This is a genomic window from Planctomycetota bacterium (assembly GCA_016235865.1).
Lineage (GTDB): Bacteria > Planctomycetota > MHYJ01 > JACQXL01 > JACQXL01 > JACRIK01.
Genome location: JACRIK010000003.1, coordinates 306,046 through 325,808, shown reverse-complemented (window position 1 = coordinate 325,808; position 19,763 = coordinate 306,046). Strand labels below are relative to the sequence as shown.

Genomic DNA, 19,763 nt, shown 5'->3' with positions numbered 1-19,763 from the left:
TTAATTAATTTCTTTGCCACAGAGTCACAGAGAACACAGAGTCGTACGCGCTCCGTGTCCATCTGTGTTTATCTGTGGTTACCGTCTTTACGGTATTGACACCTGGATTTCCAGGAACATCTTGCTATCGACCACGATGTAATCGCAATGGCTTGCGCCACCCGTGGCAAACGGCACATAAGTCGTGGAATCCTGCAGGCCCTTGAGTATCGCGTTGATGGCATCGTTCTCCGCGCTCATCTGAGCGGTTTCAAACCTGCCGGTTACGATAATCACGCCGCTTTTGGTCAGTTGCTGGGCCAGGGCCGCCTTGAGACCGGTTCGGTTATCAATACCGCCGCTTATCAGCGCGATATTGGTCGGACCGCCTTGGAGCACCTGGTCAGCGCCGCGGATATGCCGCTCCGTTGATGCATCGTCCGTCAGCCAGAGCGGGGCAATGCCGGTCACTGATTTGCCGATGGTTTTCTCACCGGTAAAAGGCAGTGTCCGTTTGGCCACCCTGGTCACATACAGGTCAACCGCATTATCAACGCTTTCCTTGAAACGCTTGCCGATTTCGCCTTCAATTTCCTCAAATGCCCGAAGCAATTTGGTCTCGTAGTTATTGAAGGTGTTCAGCACGTTCTCGGCGTGGGCATTGACAATGGCCTGGCGCGATTTACCGCTTTTGGACCTGAAGGTGGCAGACGGGAAGGGCGAATAACCCTCGCTGGCCGGCCCGGCCAGTTTGGTTTTATAAGCCATCTCATCCGGTATGATAAGTTTCCGTTTCTTATCAATACCCTCAGCCTTGCTCTTCAGGGAGTCACGCCAGTCGTTGCTCATATGTTCCGGGATTGTGGTTAAATCCAGCGGCACGAACAACCTGACTTTGCTTATGATTGTTGACATTTTTTCTCACCCCCAATCAAAAAGGTTACATCTATCAACCGGTAACCGTTCTCTTGCATTGCGCACTGCAACAGACACATCCGATTACCTACCAAGCCGACAGATATTAAAGTTACAAAACGTTACATGAAGTTACAGGATGTTACGGCAACCTCGTGTAACCGCTTGTAACCTATTGCAACCTCTTGTAACAATCTACTTTGACAACCAGCGCCTGAGTTTGAGAATCCCGCTCGCGTAGAGTTCCAGTACCCGCTCAGGGCTGATTCCCACAGCCAGGGCGGTATAATTGACCGAGCGCCTATAGGCGCCGATTTCCATTACCACCTCGGCTTCCTGTTGGCTGACAACCTCGCCTTCCACTGCGTCAAGCAGTAAGGGCGAACCCATATAATTCCACAAATCCTTATTGGTCTGTGGCACCGCCGGCGGCATATTCGGCTCTCTTTCCAACTCCGGCGCAGGGAGTACTACTCCCGCCCTAATGACTTCTTCTAACATAGTGACCACCTATCTTGGAGCCGGTTCCCCATTCCGGCAAGGTTGGGCCGGACTGCGGTCACCAGGTCTCCTGTCAGGGACATCTTACTGTTGCTGTCCCTACGAAGGTTTAAAGGTCACTTTTGACCGGGCCGGATGTGATTATTTTGAGGATTTTATGGGAATTGGAATAACCGCTTGGGAATCGGGCGGATGGGACAAAAAAATCTTTCAATAATTCTTTAGATGCTCTTGATTTGCCTTGGTCATTTATGACCGTATGCCTATTGCGCCTGATAGCTTACCGGGGGTGTGATTAAGCCATACAGGGGATGTCCTCTAATGATACCGGGGGTGTCATTAATAGATACCGGGGGTGCGGCTATACGATATGCCGGGTGTCCTTATGTGATATACCGGGCGTCCTCAATGCTTATAGGGGGTGTCATCAATACTCATACCGGCTGTCCTCAATAGGCATACTGGGTGTCTTCTACAGGCATACCGGGTGTCCTTAATAGATGCGCTGGGCGTCCCATATAGATATACCGGGTATCATCTAAGGATATACTGGATGTCGCTTATAGATATAGTGGGTGTCCTGTATAGATACCGGGGGTGTCCTCTTATGATAAGGGGGGTGTCCCATACCCTTAGGGAGGTAGTGGGGACGAGTGGGGAGGTGGGGGGTTAACCTTATAATTGACAAGAATAATAAAGGTGGTAAATTATAAGCAAAATATCGAAGCTATTGATGGAGGGTATAATAATGCCAAAGTGGATTGGCGAAAGCTTACATAAACCTTATGGAATAAAACAGAAAGACTTATGGTGGATGCAGTGGATATGTGTCAAGCGGTGGTATAAACGGGTACAAGAAATTCAGGAGCGACATATAAAAACAGATATAGGTTTGGCGGATTTTGATTTTATCTATGCTTTCTTTCAAAATTGTTACCATCTGAAAGATTGGTTGATCGCTTCCCGCCCCAAGTTACGAAAAAGTATAGAAGATTTATTTAGCACAAATGATGAATTGCAACTATGCCAAGATATTTGTAATGGTACTAAGCATTGCGAGTTATCAAGACCTAGGCGGGATGCAAACTTTAATATTTATAGAGAATATGACCATTTTGCATTACCAAATGAATCATCTGATCGGTATCGTATAGCATCTGATAATAAAAATAAACCAACAGAAAGCGTTAAAACATATGACCTTTTTGACTTGGCTCATAAATGTATAGAAACGTGGAAGGTTTTTATAATAAACAAAAAGCTTGATAAACAAAAACCTTTCGGTAAAAAATAATAGGTAATCGGCTTAATCCGCTTACTCATTATCCTTGTCTTCTTCATCTCTTTCTGATTTCGGGCCGAAATAGCGTGGGTCATACTTACTGATATCAAACTTGGTTTTGTAGCAATGGACCTCGTCATACCGATAAAACGGATCGTCAGACAACCCAAAGAATGCCTGCAATTTCTTGCGTAGGCCGTAAACCAGATTTTTTATCCGGGTCATGTCCTTGCCGGTATAGCAATCAGTATGTTCAAGTTGGAATCCGTCCTCAAAGGTGTTATAGGCGTCGCTTTTGGAAACGCCCTTAAACCCGGACTTCTGCCAGGTCAGGATGCCGTCGTGTTCGGCCAGCCGTTGCAGGAGACGCCAATGGCTGTCCGGTATCAGGCGTCCTTTCTTGCGCTTGTCGTTGCAATCCAGTTCCACGAAATTGATTCTCTGGGGCTTACCGCCCTTGCCCTTGACAGAGATAAGGACGTAGTAATCAACCATCCGGGCGATAATATCAGTGAATGTCGCGCCCTGGTGCAAGGGGAATTTGGGGGCTTTGATGCCTGATAAAGCCGGTGCCAGGCCCTTCAGGCCGGACAGGAACTGCTCAAACATCCCGGTCAGGTGGGCTAATTGCTGTTTGATTTCGTGTAATTCTCGGTCTTGGTTCATAATTCTTTCATCACAAAGAGCACAAAGACTTTATTTCCTATTTAAGGTTAGGTATGGTATCGCTGGAATTCCCAGCCTTCTTTTCTTCAAGTTTTTTCAGGAATTTTGTAACGCTTACTTTTTGTGTAGGCGGGACAAGGTCAAGTGCCTTTTTGGAGTATTCTATTGCCTCGTCAAGCCGGCCTAATTGGTCAAAAATTACAGCGATATTATGATAATGTTGATAATTATCAGGGTCTGATTTGATGAGTGTTAAATTTATATTGAGTGCTTCATTAAACTTATTTTGATTAAAGTACCGTTCTCCTAATATTACGCCACATTCAATATTACCCAAAGCAAAGCCCTTTTCGTAACTTTCTGTAGCCTTATTGATGTTATTTAATTGTTTATATGACTTCCCAATCAGGACATACACCTCTGCCAACTTGTCATCTAACGAACTTGCCTCAAGGTAACACTTAATGCTCTTGTTGTAATCATTTTTGTTGAAATATACAGTTCCTATCGCTTGCATGATTGCTGGTGTAAGCGTCTTTTCACCCTTGAACGTATTGTAAGTGTTGTTATTGTTTTCAAGCGTCACAACAATAGTGAACGAAATATTTTCCGGATTACTTTTTAATGATAATATACTTTTGGGCGTTTCCCCCAGCTTTAAATCAAGCTTAAGCTCACCGGTTATAATAGGTTTAACAGTTATTTTGCCCCGTGAATAAATCTTATATTCATCAAACAGAGAAAACGTCTTACGTTTATCTTCGTCTGTGACAGAGCTTTGAGGGTGAACGAAAATAACTTCAATTGTTATTGGACGTTCAATTTCTTTAAGGATGCTTTTAGTTTTATCCGATAGCGAAAAAGATTTTAATTGCATATTTATCATTTTCTTATTTGCACCAAGTGTTGTTAATAATTCCGTGCGTCGCCATCCTCTCTCGGTTTTCTCAAATACGATGACACCTTTTATTTGGTCACGCTCCCCCTTTTCTTTTAGAATCCCCTTATATTCATCTTCACCGCTTTCCACTGCACTATCAAAAACATCTGTCAAGAACTCAATCTCTGCTTCGTACTCCATCTCATATCCCTTTACACCTTTAAATTCTGTTGGTTTCCCATCGGTTTTCTTAAAATTAACCACCCGCACCAGATTATTATACGCCTCCTTTAATTCTTTAACGCCATCTATTTCAGAAGGTTTAGAGCCACAACCGGTGATAGTGAATAATAAAGTTGTTAAGCACATTGTTAACCCAACTACATATGTTTGGTGTATTCTCATAAATTACCTCCTTTATTGCATTGTTATTTTATCCATATATCGTTTAAATCATGCTCATGGTTTAAAATTATTTTGGACAACTCATTTCCAACGTGTTCAAAATAGTTATCCCCATGCCCATTGCAGAAATACTTGTGGCTTTCTAGGAATTTTCCACGAGCAATACTTACATGAAGTAGCGGAAAGATATTTGGTTCTTTTATATTAAATCCCTTTATTCGTTCACGAAATTTCTCTCCCATGCTTTCTGCACCCCAGTGCTTATATCTTTCCGGACGTTCATCTATCGCTCGTCGCCCGAATTCAAACGCAAATGCGCCAAAAGATAAAATGATTTTCGGGTGATGTTTTAATATACTATCGTTAACCACTTTGATTGAATCATTAACGTATTTTCCCCATTCTAATTCATCGCGTTTTGGCTTGTCCTTAACGTGTTTAATTGCATTACGGATATAAACGGTATTATTAGAAATATTTATTCTCTTACGTGCCTTCCTAAAAACCCTATCTTGGATAATATCAATAATTGGCGTCCATATATTATGCCTTGCAGGATGACGAGAGTCTAACGGCTCGTCTAACTTGTCTTCCCAGCGTTCAGGATTAGAATCACCTAAAAGCCAAATAGGGAATTCTTCCTTACCTGCTTTTTCTTTCATAATTTTTCTTTGTGCCCTTTGTGGTTAATCTTTATTCCTTCGCGGTCCAGTCCCGCTAAATTCTCCGCTTAATCCGTTTAATCCTGTTGTTTTATTCCTTCAAGTTTACCGAGTTTAGCGCTGGCTTCGGGATAGTCGGGTTGAATCCGGAGCGCCTCTTTGTAACAGGCCAGCGCCTTCTGCTTGTCGCCAGTTTCCCCGCAGACCACGCCCAGATTATAGTGGGCTATGGCCAGTTCCGGGTCAATGTAAATCGCCTCTTCATAACATTCCATCGCCTTCTTGTTGTCGCCCGTTTTCCAGCGCATAAAACCAAGATTGTTGTGCGCTATGGCATGGGCCGGTTTAAGCCGGATGGTCTTTTCAAAGCACTCTATTGCCTTCTGGTATTCGCCCGACTCACCATACATAACGCCAAAAGCAAGGTGCGCCTCGGCATCGTCTGGTTCAAGCCGAGCCGCCTCTTTGAGGCAGGCCAGCGCCTTCTGCGGCTCGCCGGCTTTCCCATAAGCCATACCAAGACTGCAGTGCGCCAAGGCATAGTCAGGTTGAATCCGAATCGCCTCCTTATAGCAGGCCATCTCTGCCTGATAGTCGCCTGTTTCCCAATACGCCACGCCCAGATTATAGTGCGCTTTGGCATAATCAGGTTTAAGCCGAATCGCTTCTTTGAAGCATTCTATGGCTGCCTGATAATCGCCTGTTTTCTTATATATGAGGCCAAGCCCATAGTGGGTATCGGCATGGTCAGGTTTAATCCGCCTGGCCTGCTTACAGCATTCCATCGCCTTCTGGTATTCGCCGGCTTCCCAATACATGCGACCAAGATTATTGTGCGCATCGGCATAGTCAGGTTTAATCCTGATTGCCTCTTTGAAGCATTCCATCGCTTTCTGATGGTCGCCTATTTGCGCATACAGAATACCAAGGCTATTGTGTGCCTCGGTATGGGCCGGTTTAAGCCGTATCGTTTTCTTAAGGTTTTCTATAGATGCTTCTATAAGTATATTTTTCATAACGGCCTCCAAGTTCTACCATCCGGTAATCCGTTCAATCCTGCGTAGTCGCAACGGAGTCCCGATAATTTCGGGGTTGTTCTACTTAACTATCTTCAGAAACTCCTTTGCCATCTGCCGGGATTTCTTGGTGTCATTGAGTTGGCCGTAGAGGCCGACGAGCATGGAGTAATTGGCCGCGGTCAGACCCCGGTTTTTGAGTTTCTTGGCTGTTTTCAAGGCGCGCTGGTGCATCTGCACGGCTCTTTTGCGGTCGGTCATCCCTGCATAAATACCGCCTAAGTGGAAATAAGAATGAGCCGACTTGAGATGGTTTTTCTGCTTCTGGTAAATCAATAACGCCGTCTCCAGCGGTTTTATGGCCTCATCCAGCCGACCTTGTTGCCGGTAGGTGTTGCCGAGGTTGTAATAGGCGTCGGCATGGTCCGGCTTGATTTCTATGGCTTTTCGGTAGTAGGTAATGGCGTTCTCAAGGTCGCGCTGTTCCATATAAACGCAACCCAGGTTATAATATCCGGCCGGATGGGCCGGATTGGATTTGATGGCCTTTTGGTAGAATTCTATGGCCGGCTCATATTTTTTCAGTTTGAGATAGTCTCCGGCCAAGTTATAGAGACAGTCAAAGTTATCCGGTTTTATCTGCAATGACCTGCGGTATGCGGCAATAGCTTTGGTATAATCGCCTTTTCGGGAATAACACAGACCCAGGTCGTAGTAGACGCCGGCATCATCCGGCGCCCGGGCCGCGGCTTTTCTGTAGATTAATATGGCCTTGGTGTGCTCGCCCTTGTGGGAATAGGCGTTACCTAAATTGATTAAGGCCTGATAGTAATCGGGCTGGATTTTGAGCGCCTTTTGGAATAGCGGAATGGCCTTGTCCATATTGCCGGACTTAGCGATGGCAATGCCCAGGTTATTATTGGCATCAACGTCGTCGGAATCAAGGCGCAGGGCGTTCCGATAAAGCGAAATAGAACGCTGGAAATCGGATTTGTCGCCGGTGTGCGACAGAAGAACGCCCAGGTTGATATAGGCCATATTCAGCGCCGGGTCCAGGGCAATGGCCTTTTCGTAGCAGGAGATGGCTTCCTTGATATTATTTTGCTTGTGATAGACGTTGCCGAGGTTGTAATAAACCAGCGCCTCGTCCCGATCCAGGCCGCCGGCCTGAATGGCCTTTTGGTAGGAAGCGACCGCCTCATCCAGGTTGCCCAGGTCGGAATAGACATTACCGATGTTGTAATGGGCAATGGCGTAATTCGGTTTAATCGCCACTACTTTCTGGAACACAGCCAGGGCCTGGTCAAATGCCTGCTGGTTATACAGGGCAATGCCCTTGTCCAGAAGCGACTGGTTGTTTTCTGCGGGTCGGTAATCAATCATATAAATAACTCCTTGTTACGATGTAATATTATCAAATCCTGGCAGGATTAGCAAATCTTATTTCAGGAGTCCTTCTTGCATCACTGTGTGATTATTTTACCAGATACCCTATTAATCTATAAATCAGTTTGGCTGCGGTAAAGTCGGCATGGATAGAACCCTTTATCGGGCAGAGTTCCACCACGTCAAAGGCCACGACCTTTTTGCTCCTGAATACCGGACGCAGGACGTCCAGGACCTGATACCAGTTCAGGCCGCCCGGTTCGGGTGTGCCCACGGCCGGCATCACGGATGGGTCGAAGACATCCAGGTCAATGGTTACATAAACGTGGTCGGACAAACCAGAAAGAATCGACTTACCTAATTTTTTGTAATCAGGTTGGGTATGGGCGAAGTGGGTGGAAAGCTTAGGGCGTAGAGCACATTCGCTACGCTCAGTGTAAACTCCGGGCGTGGAGTCCCGCCTTTGGCGGGATAAACTCTGAGCGTTAATTAATTTCATACAGTCCGCAGTGAGGTTGCGGATACCGACCTGGACTATACTCTTGACATTGCTGTCATAAATGCGTTTCATCACGCAGGCATGGCTGTATTTGGTTCCGCCATACGAGTCGCGCAGGTCTGAATGGGCATCCAGGTGCAAGACCGACAAATCCTTATAGATTGACTGATAGGCGTTGACGATGGGATAGGAGAGCGAATGCTCGCCGCCCAGAGAGATAAGCGTCTGTCCGCGAGATAGTTTCCCGACCAAGGTCTTCATATAACCACCCAGCGCCGGGATGAGTTTGTCCGCCTTGGATTGGAAATCCAGGGGCGGGACCGGCAGGGTGTGAATTGGATTCCGGATACAGGATTCCTGATGTAACTCCTCGTCAAAGAATTCCAATTGGGTGGAGGCGTCAATGATGGCCTTTGGTCCGCGGGCCGTGCCTTTGATGTAACTGGTGGTGACGTCATAAGGCAGGGGTAAAACCACGAACCGCGCCTGGTTCAACGGCGTCTGCTTAACACCAAGAAAGTTAATACTCATAAAGTAAGGATATACTAAAAGAAAGACAGATACTCAAGAAAATACTTAAGAGGCAACCACAAAGACCACAAAGAATAGAACATAAGATTTCCTTCGTGACCTTGGTGCTCTTTGTGGTGAGACATTTTTCTTGACATTTATTCGTAGAGATTGTTTTATCTGCAAAATGCATCCGAAATTAATTGAGTTGCCGTTCCTGCATCTGCCCATATACTCCTACGGGTTTATGGTCATGCTGGGATTCCTGACGGCCATATACATCACGGCGCGCCGGGCCGACCGGGACAACGTCTCCGGCGAACTGATTTTTGATATCGGATTAATAGCGATGATCAGCGGCATTGTCGGCGCCCGGATTCTGCACATCATTTACTTCACCGAGAACTTTGATTTCAAGCTGTTTGACCTGTCAGACGGCGGAATGAATATCTGGGCCGGGATGGTCGGGTTCTTTATTCCCTTTGCCCTGCACTACCGGGCAAACCGGAAGCGGGAAAAATCGGTCTCGCCTTTCGTATTCGGCACATTCTTTAAACTCCTCATTCTGTCATTTGTCACGGCGATTGTCCTGGCCCGGCTGGTTTATCTGCTCCTGCACCGGGGCGAGTATGATTGGGGTGTGTTCTATGTCTGGCACGGCGGGCTGGTCTTTTACGGAGGGGTGATTCTGGCCGTGTTTTCCATTATTTACTATCTCAAGAAGAATCAAATATCGGTCCTGAAGATCGGCGACCTCTTGATGCCCGGTATATTATTAGGACTGGCCTTCGGCCGAATCGGCTGTTTCCTGAACGGCTGTTGTTACGGCAAAATAGTCCAGTACCTGCCCTGGTCGGTCTCTTTCCCGATGATAAGCAACGCCAAGGGCGAGATTATTGGCAGCCCGGCCTTTATTGACCATGTTCATCAGGGCCTGATTTCCGATAGCGCTCTGTCAAGCTTGCCGGTGCATCCGGCCCAGATCTACGAGTCTCTTTTAGGCATAGCGTTTTTTGTTATCCTTTCTATGATATGGACCCGGAAGAAGCGGTTTGATGGCAAGGGCAATCAGGTTGAGCCGAGGCACGGATTTATCATTGCCTATGCCGGGATGCTATACGCCATCGGACGATTCAGCGTGGAATTAATGAGGGGCGATAACAAGAGCTTTATCACCAGCATATCCTATTCGCAATGGGTCAGCATCGGGCTTTTTGTGGTCAGCGCAATTCTGTTCTTCTGGTTGAAGAGGCATTATGCCAAAACAGTTGCAACCACCCCGAAATAATCGGGACTCCGTTGCGACTCCGCAGATACACGCAAATAGACACAGATACGCCGCACGGATTACCGGTAGCACATATTCTTGACCATAAACCAGACATTAGCCGGTCGTTCGGCCAGGCGCCGCATAAAATACGGATACCAGTGCGTGCCGTAAGGCAGATAGACCCGCATCCGATAGCCCTGGCTGACCAGTTTTTCCTGCAGGTCGCGCCTGATGCCGTAGAGCATCTGGAATTCAAACTTGTCGGCCGGAATATGATTCTGCCTGACGTGGTTAATGGTCCAGTTGATGATATTCTCGTCGTGCGATGCTACTTCCGGATAGGTGCCCTTGGCCAGGGCGTCTTTACTGAACATAATAGCCAGCAGGTTGGTATAATTGCTGTCCACATCCTTTTTATCCGGGAAGGCGACTTTTGCCGGTTCCTTGTAGGCGCCCTTGCAGAGCCGGATACGCGGCCCGAGCGCCAAGAGATTCCTGATATCCGCCTCGCTCCGCCTTAAGTACGCCTGGATGACGATTCCGGTGCCGGCAAATCCTTCCTTGAGTAAAGTAGTGTAAATATTCAGGGTTCGGTCGGTATAGGGTGTGTCTTCCATATCAATAGTAAGCAGCTTGCGGTAGTCCCTGACCTTATTCATAATGCGGCGCATATTGTCCAGGCAGAAATTATCACCGATATCCAGGCCCATCTGGGTGAGTTTGAGCGAGACGGTGATATTATTGCCGGATTCCGGCTTGATTTTCTCCAGGATATTGAGATATTCATCCGCGGCCTCCAGGGCCGATGACTCGTCGCAGACGCTTTCGCCCAGATGGTCCATGGTGACCAGGATACCGTGTTTGTTCAGGTCTTTGGCGGCATGGATTGATTCATCCAGGGTCTCGCCGGAGACGAATCTCCGGGAGATTATCTTGCAGGGGCCGGAGGTGGAAAGCAGTTTTTGTAACAGGGTTCGTTTGGACAGGAACAGGAAGCAATCCTTCATCGGGTTCATATCAACATCTCCTTGTGAACAACAACACGAACAATTCATTTATTTCTTAACATACCTAAAATATTTTGTATAGTAAAATCAACGGGAAAAACTGCAACCACAGATGAACTCAGCAGAGACCGCGATAGCGAACGCAGATAGGCGCGAATGAGGTATCCGTGTGAGTGATTTATTTATATGAAGAATCCTGATTATTGCGCCAACTGTTCCGGGGAATATGAGCGTATCCTTAAGCAGGTGCCGCTGTTTTCCGGCTTGAGCCCTCTGGATTTGGAGCGGGTCAGCCGTTTGGTTGTCAGGCGTAAGTTCCGCAAGGGGCAATTGATTATCTCAGAAGGCCAGGAGCTGGAGGGCTTTTACATCGTCATCTCCGGCCAGGTTAAGGTCTATAAGCTTTCCCCGGACGGTAAACAGCAGATTATTCATCTGGTCGGTCCGGGCGGGACCTTTGCCGAGGCGGCCGCATTTACCAAGGGGTTTTCACCGGCCAATGCCTCGGCGACTATTGACAGCGAGGTGTTTTTCCTGTTCAAGAACGACCTGGTTAAACTCATCCGGGACAATCCCCAAATTTCGCTCAATATGCTGGCCTCAATGTCCCAGTACCTGCGTCATATGGTAACGGTGATAGAAGAGCTGGCGCTTAAGGACGTCCCGGCCCGGCTGGCCAAATACCTGCTGGATTCGGCGCCCGGACAGGTAACAGAAATAAAACTGGTCATTACCAAAAAGGAACTGGCCTCCCGGCTGGGCACCATCAGCGAGACGTTCTCGCGCACCCTGAATAAATTCAAGTCCAAAAGGGTCATCAAGGTATCGGGCAACCGAATCGCCATTCTCAACAAGGCGCGCCTGGAGGAAATCGCGGCCGGGCTGAAGCCCTAACGATACCATGGGTGATACAGTTATTTAGCCGAAGGGTGTTTGCGGGTACCCTTGCTTCTTAGTTTGAATCCTTTCTGGACAAAGAGATTTACGCAGGCCTCAACCACCTTCGGGTCATAAAGGATTCCTTTATAATCGGAGATTTCTTTTAATGCCTTTCTGATGCCGAGTGATTTGCGGTAGGGCCGGTCTGAAATCATAGCGTCAACCACATCAGCCACAGCCAGGATTCGGGCTTCCAAAAGGATATTGTTGCCTGATAATTTCATCGGGTATCCGGAACCATTCATTCGTTCGTGGTGCTGAAAGACAATCTGGGCAACCGACCAGGGGAATTCTATGAGTTTTAATATGTCATAGGCAAGTTGCGGATGGGTTTCGATTACTTTGAATTCAGACCCGGTCAGCCGTTTGGGTTTATTGAGAATCTTGGTTGGGATATATATCTTGCTGATATCATGAAGTATTCCGGCCACCCGGAGTCCTTCGATACTCTCCGGGTTAAGTTGTATTTCTTCGGCAATGGCGCAGGCGAGGTTTGAGGTCTGTTCGTGATGGCCCGCGGTATAAGGATCTTTCTTTTCCACCATCTTCGCCATGGCATAAACGATGCTTTTTAATAATTCATGCAGCTTGTTATAACTTTGCTGGATTTCCGTCTCGGCCCGCTTCCGTTCGGTAATATCCCGCAGTATGCCGATAAATCCCAATTCCGGCCCCAGGTAGGTAAGCGTAATTTCCACGTCCACTAATCGCCCGCTTTTGGTTTTGCGCATCGTTTCCCAGTTACTGATAAAACCGGTTTTCTTGGCTTCATTTAGTTTATCAAGCGTTACCGGCCACTCGCTTTCGGGTACGATTATATTTAATGATTGCCCGATAATTTCTTCGCGGCAATAGCCGAAGATCCGTTCGGCTCCATTACTCCAGGTGACAACTTTAAAGCCGGAATCTATGTTGATAATAGCATCTGCGGAGTTATCAAGGATAGTGCGATAACGTCGCTCGGAGCGTTCTATATCTTCAAAGAGCCGGGCATTTTCAGCGGCAATCGCGGCCTGGTTGGCAATGCCCTGGGCCAGGGATATATCATGTTCGGAGAATACACGGGATAAGTCAGCCGTGATAAAAGTCAGGACGCCGATGACCCGTTCTTTTATCTTCATGGGGATAACCAGCCATTTACGGTCGCGCAGGTAATTGGCATAACCGGGCAGAGTTAAAGATTCTGCGGGAGCAACATCGGAAACAAGCGGTTCGCCGGTTTGGGCCACCCGGCCGGCAATACCCTGGCCAATCTTAATCGGGTTGTCTTTGAGTAGGCGCTCCACTTCTTCCTTATCCTGGAGGTGGCGGTAGAAGCCGCCCTTTACCACGAGATGATTATCTTTGATTAATCGCACCAGCGCTAGATCAACATTCATAACCTCCGCGCAGCGCCGGCTGATTTCTTCCAGCGCTTCTTTTTCGTCCAGGAATGAGCAGAATATTTTACCGGCTTCATAAAGCAGTTTCAGGTCTTCGGCCTGTTGTTTGAGTTGGGTGATATCGTGCCCGAAACTGACCACTCCGATAACCTGTTTATTCCGGTAAAGAGGCGCAGCGTTAACCAGCAGAACCAGTGTTTTTCCGTGGCGGTCGGCCACCCGCACCTCGTAGGTTTGAGATTCCCCTTGAAACGTTTTGGCAACGTGTATTTTAACCTTGTTCAGGTCATCCGGATGAACTCCCAAACTGAAATGTTTTTTATCCAACTCCGACCTTGAATAGCCGCCGATTTCCAGCGCACGATTATTAACGAAAGTCAGGCGTCCCTCAATATCAAGCGTCCAGATTAAATCGTTGGAATTCTCCACCATAATCCGATATTTTTCCTCTGATTCGATAAGCATTTCCTGTATCTTCTTGCGCTCGGTGATGTCATGCCCAAAACTGACCGTGCCGGTTACTTTACCATTTTTAATGATAGGCGCCGAATTCACCGAAAGGACAAAAATATTGCCTTCTTTATTAAATACCCGCGCCTCATAATGTTGGGGTGTTCCTTGCAGTGTTTTCTGAAAGGCATCGGAAATGGCGGGCAGGTCGTCTTTGACGATTAAGGGGGCAAATGATTTACCACGCCAGTCCTCCAATTTATAACCGCTTATTTCTTCGGAGCGCTTATTGAAATAGGTAAAGTTGCCGGCGGTATCCAGTGTCCATATCATATCGTTAGAGTGGTCAACCATTGTGCGGTAATACTCTTCGCTTTCCCTGAGTTTATCGTCTGCCAGTTTATGGGCGGTGACATCCTGGGCGGTCCCGATAATAGCCGGACGGCCTTCATATGTGGTCCGGTAGCCATGGACCTCAAAACAGATAATCTCCTTGTTCTTTTTTACCGCCCTGAAGGAATAACGAATACCCGAAACACTTTCGGACAAGCGTGCCCGAATATTTTCCTGTACTACTGGTAAATCTTCAGGTAGAATGAGGCTTTTGGCTTCCTTTCCGATTAATTCATCAATCGTATAGCCGAGCATCTGCGCCATCTGAGGATTGATATATCTGATAATTCCATCCTGGAAGAGATATGCTCCGATAAGAGATTTCTCTAATAGGTTATCTAAAGTAATGTGTTCCAAATCATGTTGAGACGAAACGGGATCTTGCTGGGCTTTATTAATGATAATATTAGAATTAGACATAACCTTTTTCCCTGCCGGTATGATAGCATGCTGACATAAAAATGTCAATCCCATTCTCATATTTTAGTGAGATTCTTATTAAACGGAGGCTGATAAAAATTTTAACCGTTCTTGACTTAGGTCAAGGTTAAATTCTCGATCTATGTTATAATATAAGCGGAGAAAGGAAAGTGATATATGGCCAGATGTCCCGGACAGGATATGCAGTTTTGGAAGCCGGAGGATATCTACGATGTAGATTGCCCCAAATGCCAGGCCAAGGTGGAATTCTGGAAGGACGATGTCTACCGGCGTTGTAAGAAGTGCGGGCACCGGTTCCGGAATCCCAAGCTCGACCTGGGTTGCGCCGAATGGTGCCAGTATGCCAAATACTGCATCGGCCGGGACCTAAAGGAAATAGAAAAGACCGCGCCCTGCGCCACGGAAACCGGTGATACTACAAAACAAACCATGAACAGAGGGATTACTAAAGAACAAAATGAGAAAGAGAAGAAACAGTAAGAATAACACCGTCAAACCTGTCCCGATGGACATCGGGGGGCGGGTCTACCCCGATATTGTATCGGGGAATAAAGTGGCGCCATAAGGGCGCCATGGCGCTTCGGCGCCAGAGGGTAAAAGAATGATAGAAACAACCGTAGAAAAACTGGATTTAAGGCCGATGCATCCTTTTGAACGGCACGAAAAGATATTTGAGGTTTGGAATGGCCTCAAGGCCGGCCAAACCCTGGAGATTACCAATGACCACGACCCCAAGCCACTTAGGTACCAGTTTCAGGCCGAGTATCCAAATATCTTTGAGTGGGAATACAGGCAACAGGGGCCCAGGGACTGGATTGTCCAGATTAAGAAGACGAAGGATTTAGCCGCCAGTAACCCAAAGGGGGAAATAAAAGAGATTCTCAAGAAACTGCAGACTGCCGGCGGTTCAGCTGTCATAAAGGAACAGGCTAAGCAGTTACTGCGCTCGGTCGGGCCGACCGAACTGGCCGTGCTAGAGCAGGAACTTATTAAGGAAGGCATTACCCGCGATGAAATTATGGGCCTGTGCGATGTGCATCTCGAGGTGATGGCCGAAAACCTAAAGGCCGACCAGATTACACCAGAGCCGGGCCATCCGATTCATACGATGATGGAAGAGCACAAGGTGATTATGGAATACCTGGATAAGTTGAAGAATCTAATCGCAATGGTCAGAAACAACGGGACCATCGAAGGGGTGAGGAGGAGAATCTCAGATTTGGAGTACATCGCCCATCATCTGGTAGAGGCGGAAAAGCACCACCAGCGCGAGGAAGAGGTGATTTTTCCGATGCTGGAGAAATATGGAATTACCGAGCCGCCGGAGATTATGCGCTTGGAGCACGTGGAACTCAGGAAGCGTAAGAAGTCATTACACGAATTAACCCAGAATCCGCCTGATAATTATGAGAAGCTTCTTCGGGGTCTTGAGGATGCAGGTGAATACATCGTGCGTGAGCTTGCCAAACACATCTTCAAGGAAGACAACATCCTTTATCAGGCGGCTCTTAAGACCTTTAAGCCCGAGGATTGGGTAGAGGTAAAGAAGAAGTGCGATGAAATAGGGTATTGCTGTTTTACCCCGCACATAACAAACGCATAAATTATGTGCGGGATGAACCCCGTACAATTAGATAGGAGATGAAGATGAAAACACTGACAGGAAAAAAGGCCAAGAGGCAGATAATCAGGATAGATGCGGATAAATGCACCGGCTGCGGCGAGTGCATCCCCAATTGCCCGGAAGGCGCCTTGCAGATAATCGACAACAAGGCCCGGCTGATCAGCGACCTGTTCTGCGACGGACTGGGCGCCTGCATCGGCCATTGCCCGGAAGGCGCGATTGCCACCGAGGAGCGCGTGGCCGAGCCGTATGATGAAAGAAAGGTCATGGCCAATATTGTCAAGCAGGGCGCCAATACGATTAAGGCCCACCTGAGGCATCTGGAAGACCACAGGCAGGATGAATACCTGCAGCAGGCAATAGATTTCCTCAATGAGAAACATATCAATGTTCCGTTAGAACAAGCCGGCCACAAGGCAGCCCCATTACCCTGCGGGTGTCCGGGTTCATCAGTCCGTTCATTCGCGCCCAGGAAAGAGGCCGTGCCAAAATCAGCGCCATCGGCCCGGGCCGAATCGCAGCTGACCCAGTGGCCGGTGCAACTGATGCTGGTGCCGCCCGGCGCGCCGTTCCTTAAAAACAGCGACCTGGTCATCGCGGCGGACTGTGTTTCCTACGCCTATGCCAATTTTCATCAGGATTTCCTAAAAGGCAAGTCGTTGCTGATCGCCTGCCCCAAGCTGGATGACACCGAGATTTACCTTGATAAGCTGACCCAGATGTTCAAGACAGCGGATATCAAGTCAATCACCCTGTTGCACATGGAGGTGCCTTGCTGTTTTGGCCTGGTCCATCTGGTCAAACAGGCATTGGCTAATTCAGGCGCTGATATTCCGCTCAAAGAAGTTAACGTCAGCATCCAGGGAGAGATTAAGAATTAGGTAAAAAGGAGTAATTATGACAGAAAAGACCGGACCGGAGATATTAGACCTAAATGGTTTAGTGGACTATCAAAATGGTTCCATTGTAAGCAAGACCCTGATTAACAAGAAAACCGGCACGGTGACGCTCTTTGCCTTTGACCAGGGCCAGGGTTTAAGCGAGCACGTGGCGCCCTTTGACGCCATGGTAAATGTCATAGACGGCGAGGCGGATATCCGCATCTCGGGCAAGCCGTTCAATCTCAAGGCCGGTGAAACCATCATTATGCCGGCTGATAAACCGCACGCCTTAAAGGCGGTTAAGAAATTCAAGATGTTGTTGATAATGATAAAGTCATAATAGGAGGTGCCGACTTATTCATTGCCCTTTGTTATTTCCGCGGGATACGGGACAGGTCGGCAATGCCGGATGAATAGAGCTGGTTTATCTTCTTGAGTAGTGTTAGGCGGTTAGTTTTAACGTCCTCTTCTTTTACATTGACAAAAACATTTTCGAAGAAGGTGTGCGCCGGCCTGGCAAAGACCTTGTGATATAATCGTGAGGCATCCTCGTATTGCGCGGTAGCTATCAGTTTCTGGATGGCGTCCTTATTAGTCTCGTAAAGGCGGTGTAACTCTATTTCCGATTCTTCTTTAAGAAGGGCATTGTCAACTTCAGGTATAATGGTATGTATTGCTTTACTAATGTTGTAGGTTCGTTCCACCACCTCAACTAATTCGCTCCAGAATGATTCCTTGGATAGTTTTTGAAGAGTAATTACTCGGGCATAAGAACCATATAATTTATCAATCTGGGGTTCTTGAGTTCCAGTGGGCCATATTACGGCATTGTAAATATTGGAATTAATGCCAGTTTCTTCTACAAGCATTTGATGAAGGCGGGCATCAATAAATCTATCTAATTCTCCTTTGAGAGATTTCCTATGGTCGTCCGGTATTTTCCCGGTTTGGGCTATCTTTTCGTATAGTTCTTTAACCCCCGGAAAACGTTGGTGCGTTTTAGAGATTTCTAATGCGTATGGTTGAACAGACGGCGCAAGCATTTCAAAGGTGTGGCTCCACACGGCATTAAGGGAAATATTAAGTTTCTGTTCTATGATTATCTTGATAATACCCAGCGCTTGCCGCCTTAACCCATAGGGGTCGGAAGAGCCGGTGGGTTTTTGAGCCAGCGAGAAAGCCGAAACCAGATTGTCAAACTTCTCAGCCAGGGCCAGGCAAATCCCGGCTTGGCTTTGAGGTAATTTATCACCGGCGAATCTTGGTAAGTAGTGTTCTTTAATGGCTAAGGCCACTTCCGGTTCTTTATCCTTGAGATATTCATAGCCCATGATGCCCTGCAGGTCCGGGAATTCGCCGACCATGCCGGTCAACAGGTCCGCCTTGCATAATTCTGCCGCCCGATTAATAGTGGTCCTGTTATAATCAGAGATTTCAGTTATGGATAAAGCCAAATCATTAAGTCGGGTTGACTTCTCCTTCATAGTGCCTAATTTCCCCAGGAAGGCGATGGAATCAAGGCATAGGGCATATTTTTCCAGCGGTATTTTCTTACCCTGTTCCCAGAAGAACAGGGCGTCCGAGAGGCGGGCCTTGATGACCCGTTCGTTGCCTTCCTTGATTTCCTTATTAGCCGTGATATTCGAGATGGTGATAAAGCGGTTGAGTAAATTACCGTCTTTGTCTTTGAGCGGGAAATAGCGCTGGTGCGACTTCATGGCCGATTCTATCACCGCTGACGGTAATTTTAAGTATGATTCGTCAAACTCACATTCTACAGTCACCGGGAATTCTACCAGGTTGGTCACCTCGTCCAGCAATTCCGGTTCCTGGCAAACCGCATTATATTTATCCAGGATTTGCTGTATCTCTTTGGCTATAAAAGCCCGGCGTTCGGCCGAGTCAACAATAACCTTTGCCTGGCGCAGGGCGGATTGGTATCTGGCAAAATCAGCTGATTTGATGACGATGGCCTTGGCTGACAGGAACGGATGTCCATAGGTTTTATTCCCGCAGGTTACGCCGGCCAGGGTAATCTTGAGAGGCTTAGCGCCGAAGACAGCCAGGATATATCTCAGCGGCCGGGCAAAGGTCAGGGCCTTATCAAGCCACCACATGGACTTGGGGAATGGCAGCGAATTGACCAGCCCGAGCACGGATTCAGCCAGTATTTTCTCGGACTTCTCGCCTTTTACCAGCACTGAGGCGAAACAGGCCCTGCCTTTGGGCGTATCCTTGGTTTTAACATCGGATTCCTTGAGATTATATTTCTTGATAAACCCAAAATACGCTGGGGTCGGTTTGTTATCTTTATCAAAGGCCACGGAACAGGGCGGACCGGACAGTTCCTTGTCTATATCCGCCTGCTTATCCGGCAGTCCGGTAATTGAGAACACCATCCGCCTGGGCGTGGAACAGGTCTTGATATCCTGGTAAGCCAGGCGATGTTCGGCCAGGTATTCCTTGAGGAAGGCCACACCTTGTGCTAAGGCCGGCTGGATATACCCGGCCGGGATTTCCTCGGTACCGAGTTCTAATAAAAAATCTGTCATAGTTAGTGTATCCCCTCTAATAAGAGGGGCCGGGGGTGTGTAATTCTATAGACGACACACCCCTAAATCCCCTCTTGATAGAGGGGACTTATGAATGGTAATGTTTTATACCAAACACCTCTA

Annotated in this window: 18 protein-coding genes; 7 read left to right on the top strand and 11 right to left on the bottom strand. The window is 47.5% G+C overall.

Annotated features, from left to right (window positions below; genetic code table 11):
- Positions 1 to 87 precede the first annotated feature (87 nt).
- A complete protein-coding gene (locus tag HZA49_02930; GenBank protein ID MBI5778392.1) occupies positions 88 to 894 on the bottom strand; it encodes a hypothetical protein in 807 nt (268 codons plus the stop codon).
- Between the two features lie 195 nt (positions 895 to 1,089).
- Positions 1,090 to 1,395, bottom strand: a complete 306-nt coding sequence (locus HZA49_02925; protein ID MBI5778391.1) for a hypothetical protein — start codon at positions 1,393 to 1,395, stop codon at positions 1,090 to 1,092.
- Positions 1,396 to 2,143: 748 nt separating this feature from the next.
- Between HZA49_02925 and HZA49_02920 the strand changes: the two genes are divergently transcribed.
- Positions 2,144 to 2,689 carry a hypothetical protein gene (locus tag HZA49_02920; GenBank protein MBI5778390.1) on the top strand — a complete coding sequence of 182 codons (546 nt, stop codon included), beginning with the start codon at positions 2,144 to 2,146 and terminating at the stop codon, positions 2,687 to 2,689.
- 21 nt (positions 2,690 to 2,710) lie between these two features.
- Here the strand turns inward: HZA49_02920 and HZA49_02915 are convergent, their stop codons facing one another.
- The 6 genes from HZA49_02915 to HZA49_02890 all read right to left on the bottom strand — a co-directional run bounded on the left by HZA49_02915 (position 2,711) and on the right by HZA49_02890 (position 8,722).
- A complete protein-coding gene (locus tag HZA49_02915; GenBank protein MBI5778389.1) occupies positions 2,711 to 3,343 on the bottom strand; it encodes a hypothetical protein in 633 nt (210 codons plus the stop codon).
- Between the two features lie 37 nt (positions 3,344 to 3,380).
- A complete protein-coding gene (locus tag HZA49_02910; protein ID MBI5778388.1) occupies positions 3,381 to 4,628 on the bottom strand; it encodes a tetratricopeptide repeat protein in 1,248 nt (415 codons plus the stop codon).
- A gap of 23 nt (positions 4,629 to 4,651) precedes the next feature.
- Positions 4,652 to 5,290, bottom strand: a complete 639-nt coding sequence (locus HZA49_02905; protein MBI5778387.1) for a hypothetical protein — start codon at positions 5,288 to 5,290, stop codon at positions 4,652 to 4,654.
- 77 nt (positions 5,291 to 5,367) lie between these two features.
- A complete protein-coding gene (locus HZA49_02900; GenBank protein MBI5778386.1) occupies positions 5,368 to 6,306 on the bottom strand; it encodes a tetratricopeptide repeat protein in 939 nt (312 codons plus the stop codon).
- An 81-nt stretch (positions 6,307 to 6,387) separates the two neighbouring features.
- The gene (locus HZA49_02895; GenBank protein MBI5778385.1) at positions 6,388 to 7,689 is read right to left on the bottom strand and encodes a tetratricopeptide repeat protein; all 1,302 of its coding nucleotides are present in this window, start codon (positions 7,687 to 7,689) and stop codon (positions 6,388 to 6,390) included.
- Between the two features lie 91 nt (positions 7,690 to 7,780).
- Entirely contained in the window at positions 7,781 to 8,722 is a 942-nt protein-coding gene (locus tag HZA49_02890; protein ID MBI5778384.1) for an agmatinase family protein, read from the bottom strand.
- 166 nt (positions 8,723 to 8,888) lie between these two features.
- Between HZA49_02890 and lgt the strand changes: the two genes are divergently transcribed.
- A complete protein-coding gene (gene lgt / locus HZA49_02885; GenBank protein MBI5778383.1) occupies positions 8,889 to 9,989 on the top strand; it encodes a prolipoprotein diacylglyceryl transferase in 1,101 nt (366 codons plus the stop codon).
- Between the two features lie 59 nt (positions 9,990 to 10,048).
- Here the strand turns inward: lgt and HZA49_02880 are convergent, their stop codons facing one another.
- The gene (locus HZA49_02880) at positions 10,049 to 10,987 is read right to left on the bottom strand and encodes a proline dehydrogenase family protein (GenBank protein ID MBI5778382.1); all 939 of its coding nucleotides are present in this window, start codon (positions 10,985 to 10,987) and stop codon (positions 10,049 to 10,051) included.
- A gap of 177 nt (positions 10,988 to 11,164) precedes the next feature.
- Here HZA49_02880 and HZA49_02875 point away from each other — a divergent pair, with 177 nt between their 5' ends.
- Complete coding sequence (locus HZA49_02875) at positions 11,165 to 11,872, top strand: Crp/Fnr family transcriptional regulator (protein ID MBI5778381.1); 708 nt, start codon at positions 11,165 to 11,167, stop codon at positions 11,870 to 11,872.
- A gap of 20 nt (positions 11,873 to 11,892) precedes the next feature.
- Here HZA49_02875 and HZA49_02870 read toward each other — a convergent pair whose 3' ends face one another.
- The gene (locus HZA49_02870; GenBank protein ID MBI5778380.1) at positions 11,893 to 14,562 is read right to left on the bottom strand and encodes a PAS domain S-box protein; all 2,670 of its coding nucleotides are present in this window, start codon (positions 14,560 to 14,562) and stop codon (positions 11,893 to 11,895) included.
- 177 nt (positions 14,563 to 14,739) lie between these two features.
- On the opposite strand from HZA49_02870, the gene HZA49_02865 reads away from it, so the two are divergent.
- From HZA49_02865 to HZA49_02850, 4 genes are all read left to right on the top strand, one after another.
- The gene (locus HZA49_02865; GenBank protein MBI5778379.1) at positions 14,740 to 15,063 is read left to right on the top strand and encodes a hypothetical protein; all 324 of its coding nucleotides are present in this window, start codon (positions 14,740 to 14,742) and stop codon (positions 15,061 to 15,063) included.
- Positions 15,064 to 15,184: 121 nt separating this feature from the next.
- Positions 15,185 to 16,186, top strand: a complete 1,002-nt coding sequence (locus tag HZA49_02860) for a DUF438 domain-containing protein (protein ID MBI5778378.1) — start codon at positions 15,185 to 15,187, stop codon at positions 16,184 to 16,186.
- Positions 16,187 to 16,230: 44 nt separating this feature from the next.
- Positions 16,231 to 17,088, top strand: a complete 858-nt coding sequence (locus HZA49_02855) for a 4Fe-4S binding protein (GenBank protein ID MBI5778377.1) — start codon at positions 16,231 to 16,233, stop codon at positions 17,086 to 17,088.
- A gap of 16 nt (positions 17,089 to 17,104) precedes the next feature.
- Entirely contained in the window at positions 17,105 to 17,428 is a 324-nt protein-coding gene (locus HZA49_02850) for a cupin domain-containing protein (GenBank protein ID MBI5778376.1), read from the top strand.
- Between the two features lie 31 nt (positions 17,429 to 17,459).
- On the opposite strand, the gene HZA49_02845 is transcribed toward HZA49_02850, so the two are convergent.
- Positions 17,460 to 19,640 carry a glycine--tRNA ligase subunit beta gene (locus tag HZA49_02845; GenBank protein ID MBI5778375.1) on the bottom strand — a complete coding sequence of 727 codons (2,181 nt, stop codon included), beginning with the start codon at positions 19,638 to 19,640 and terminating at the stop codon, positions 17,460 to 17,462.
- Positions 19,641 to 19,763: the final 123 nt, after the last annotated feature.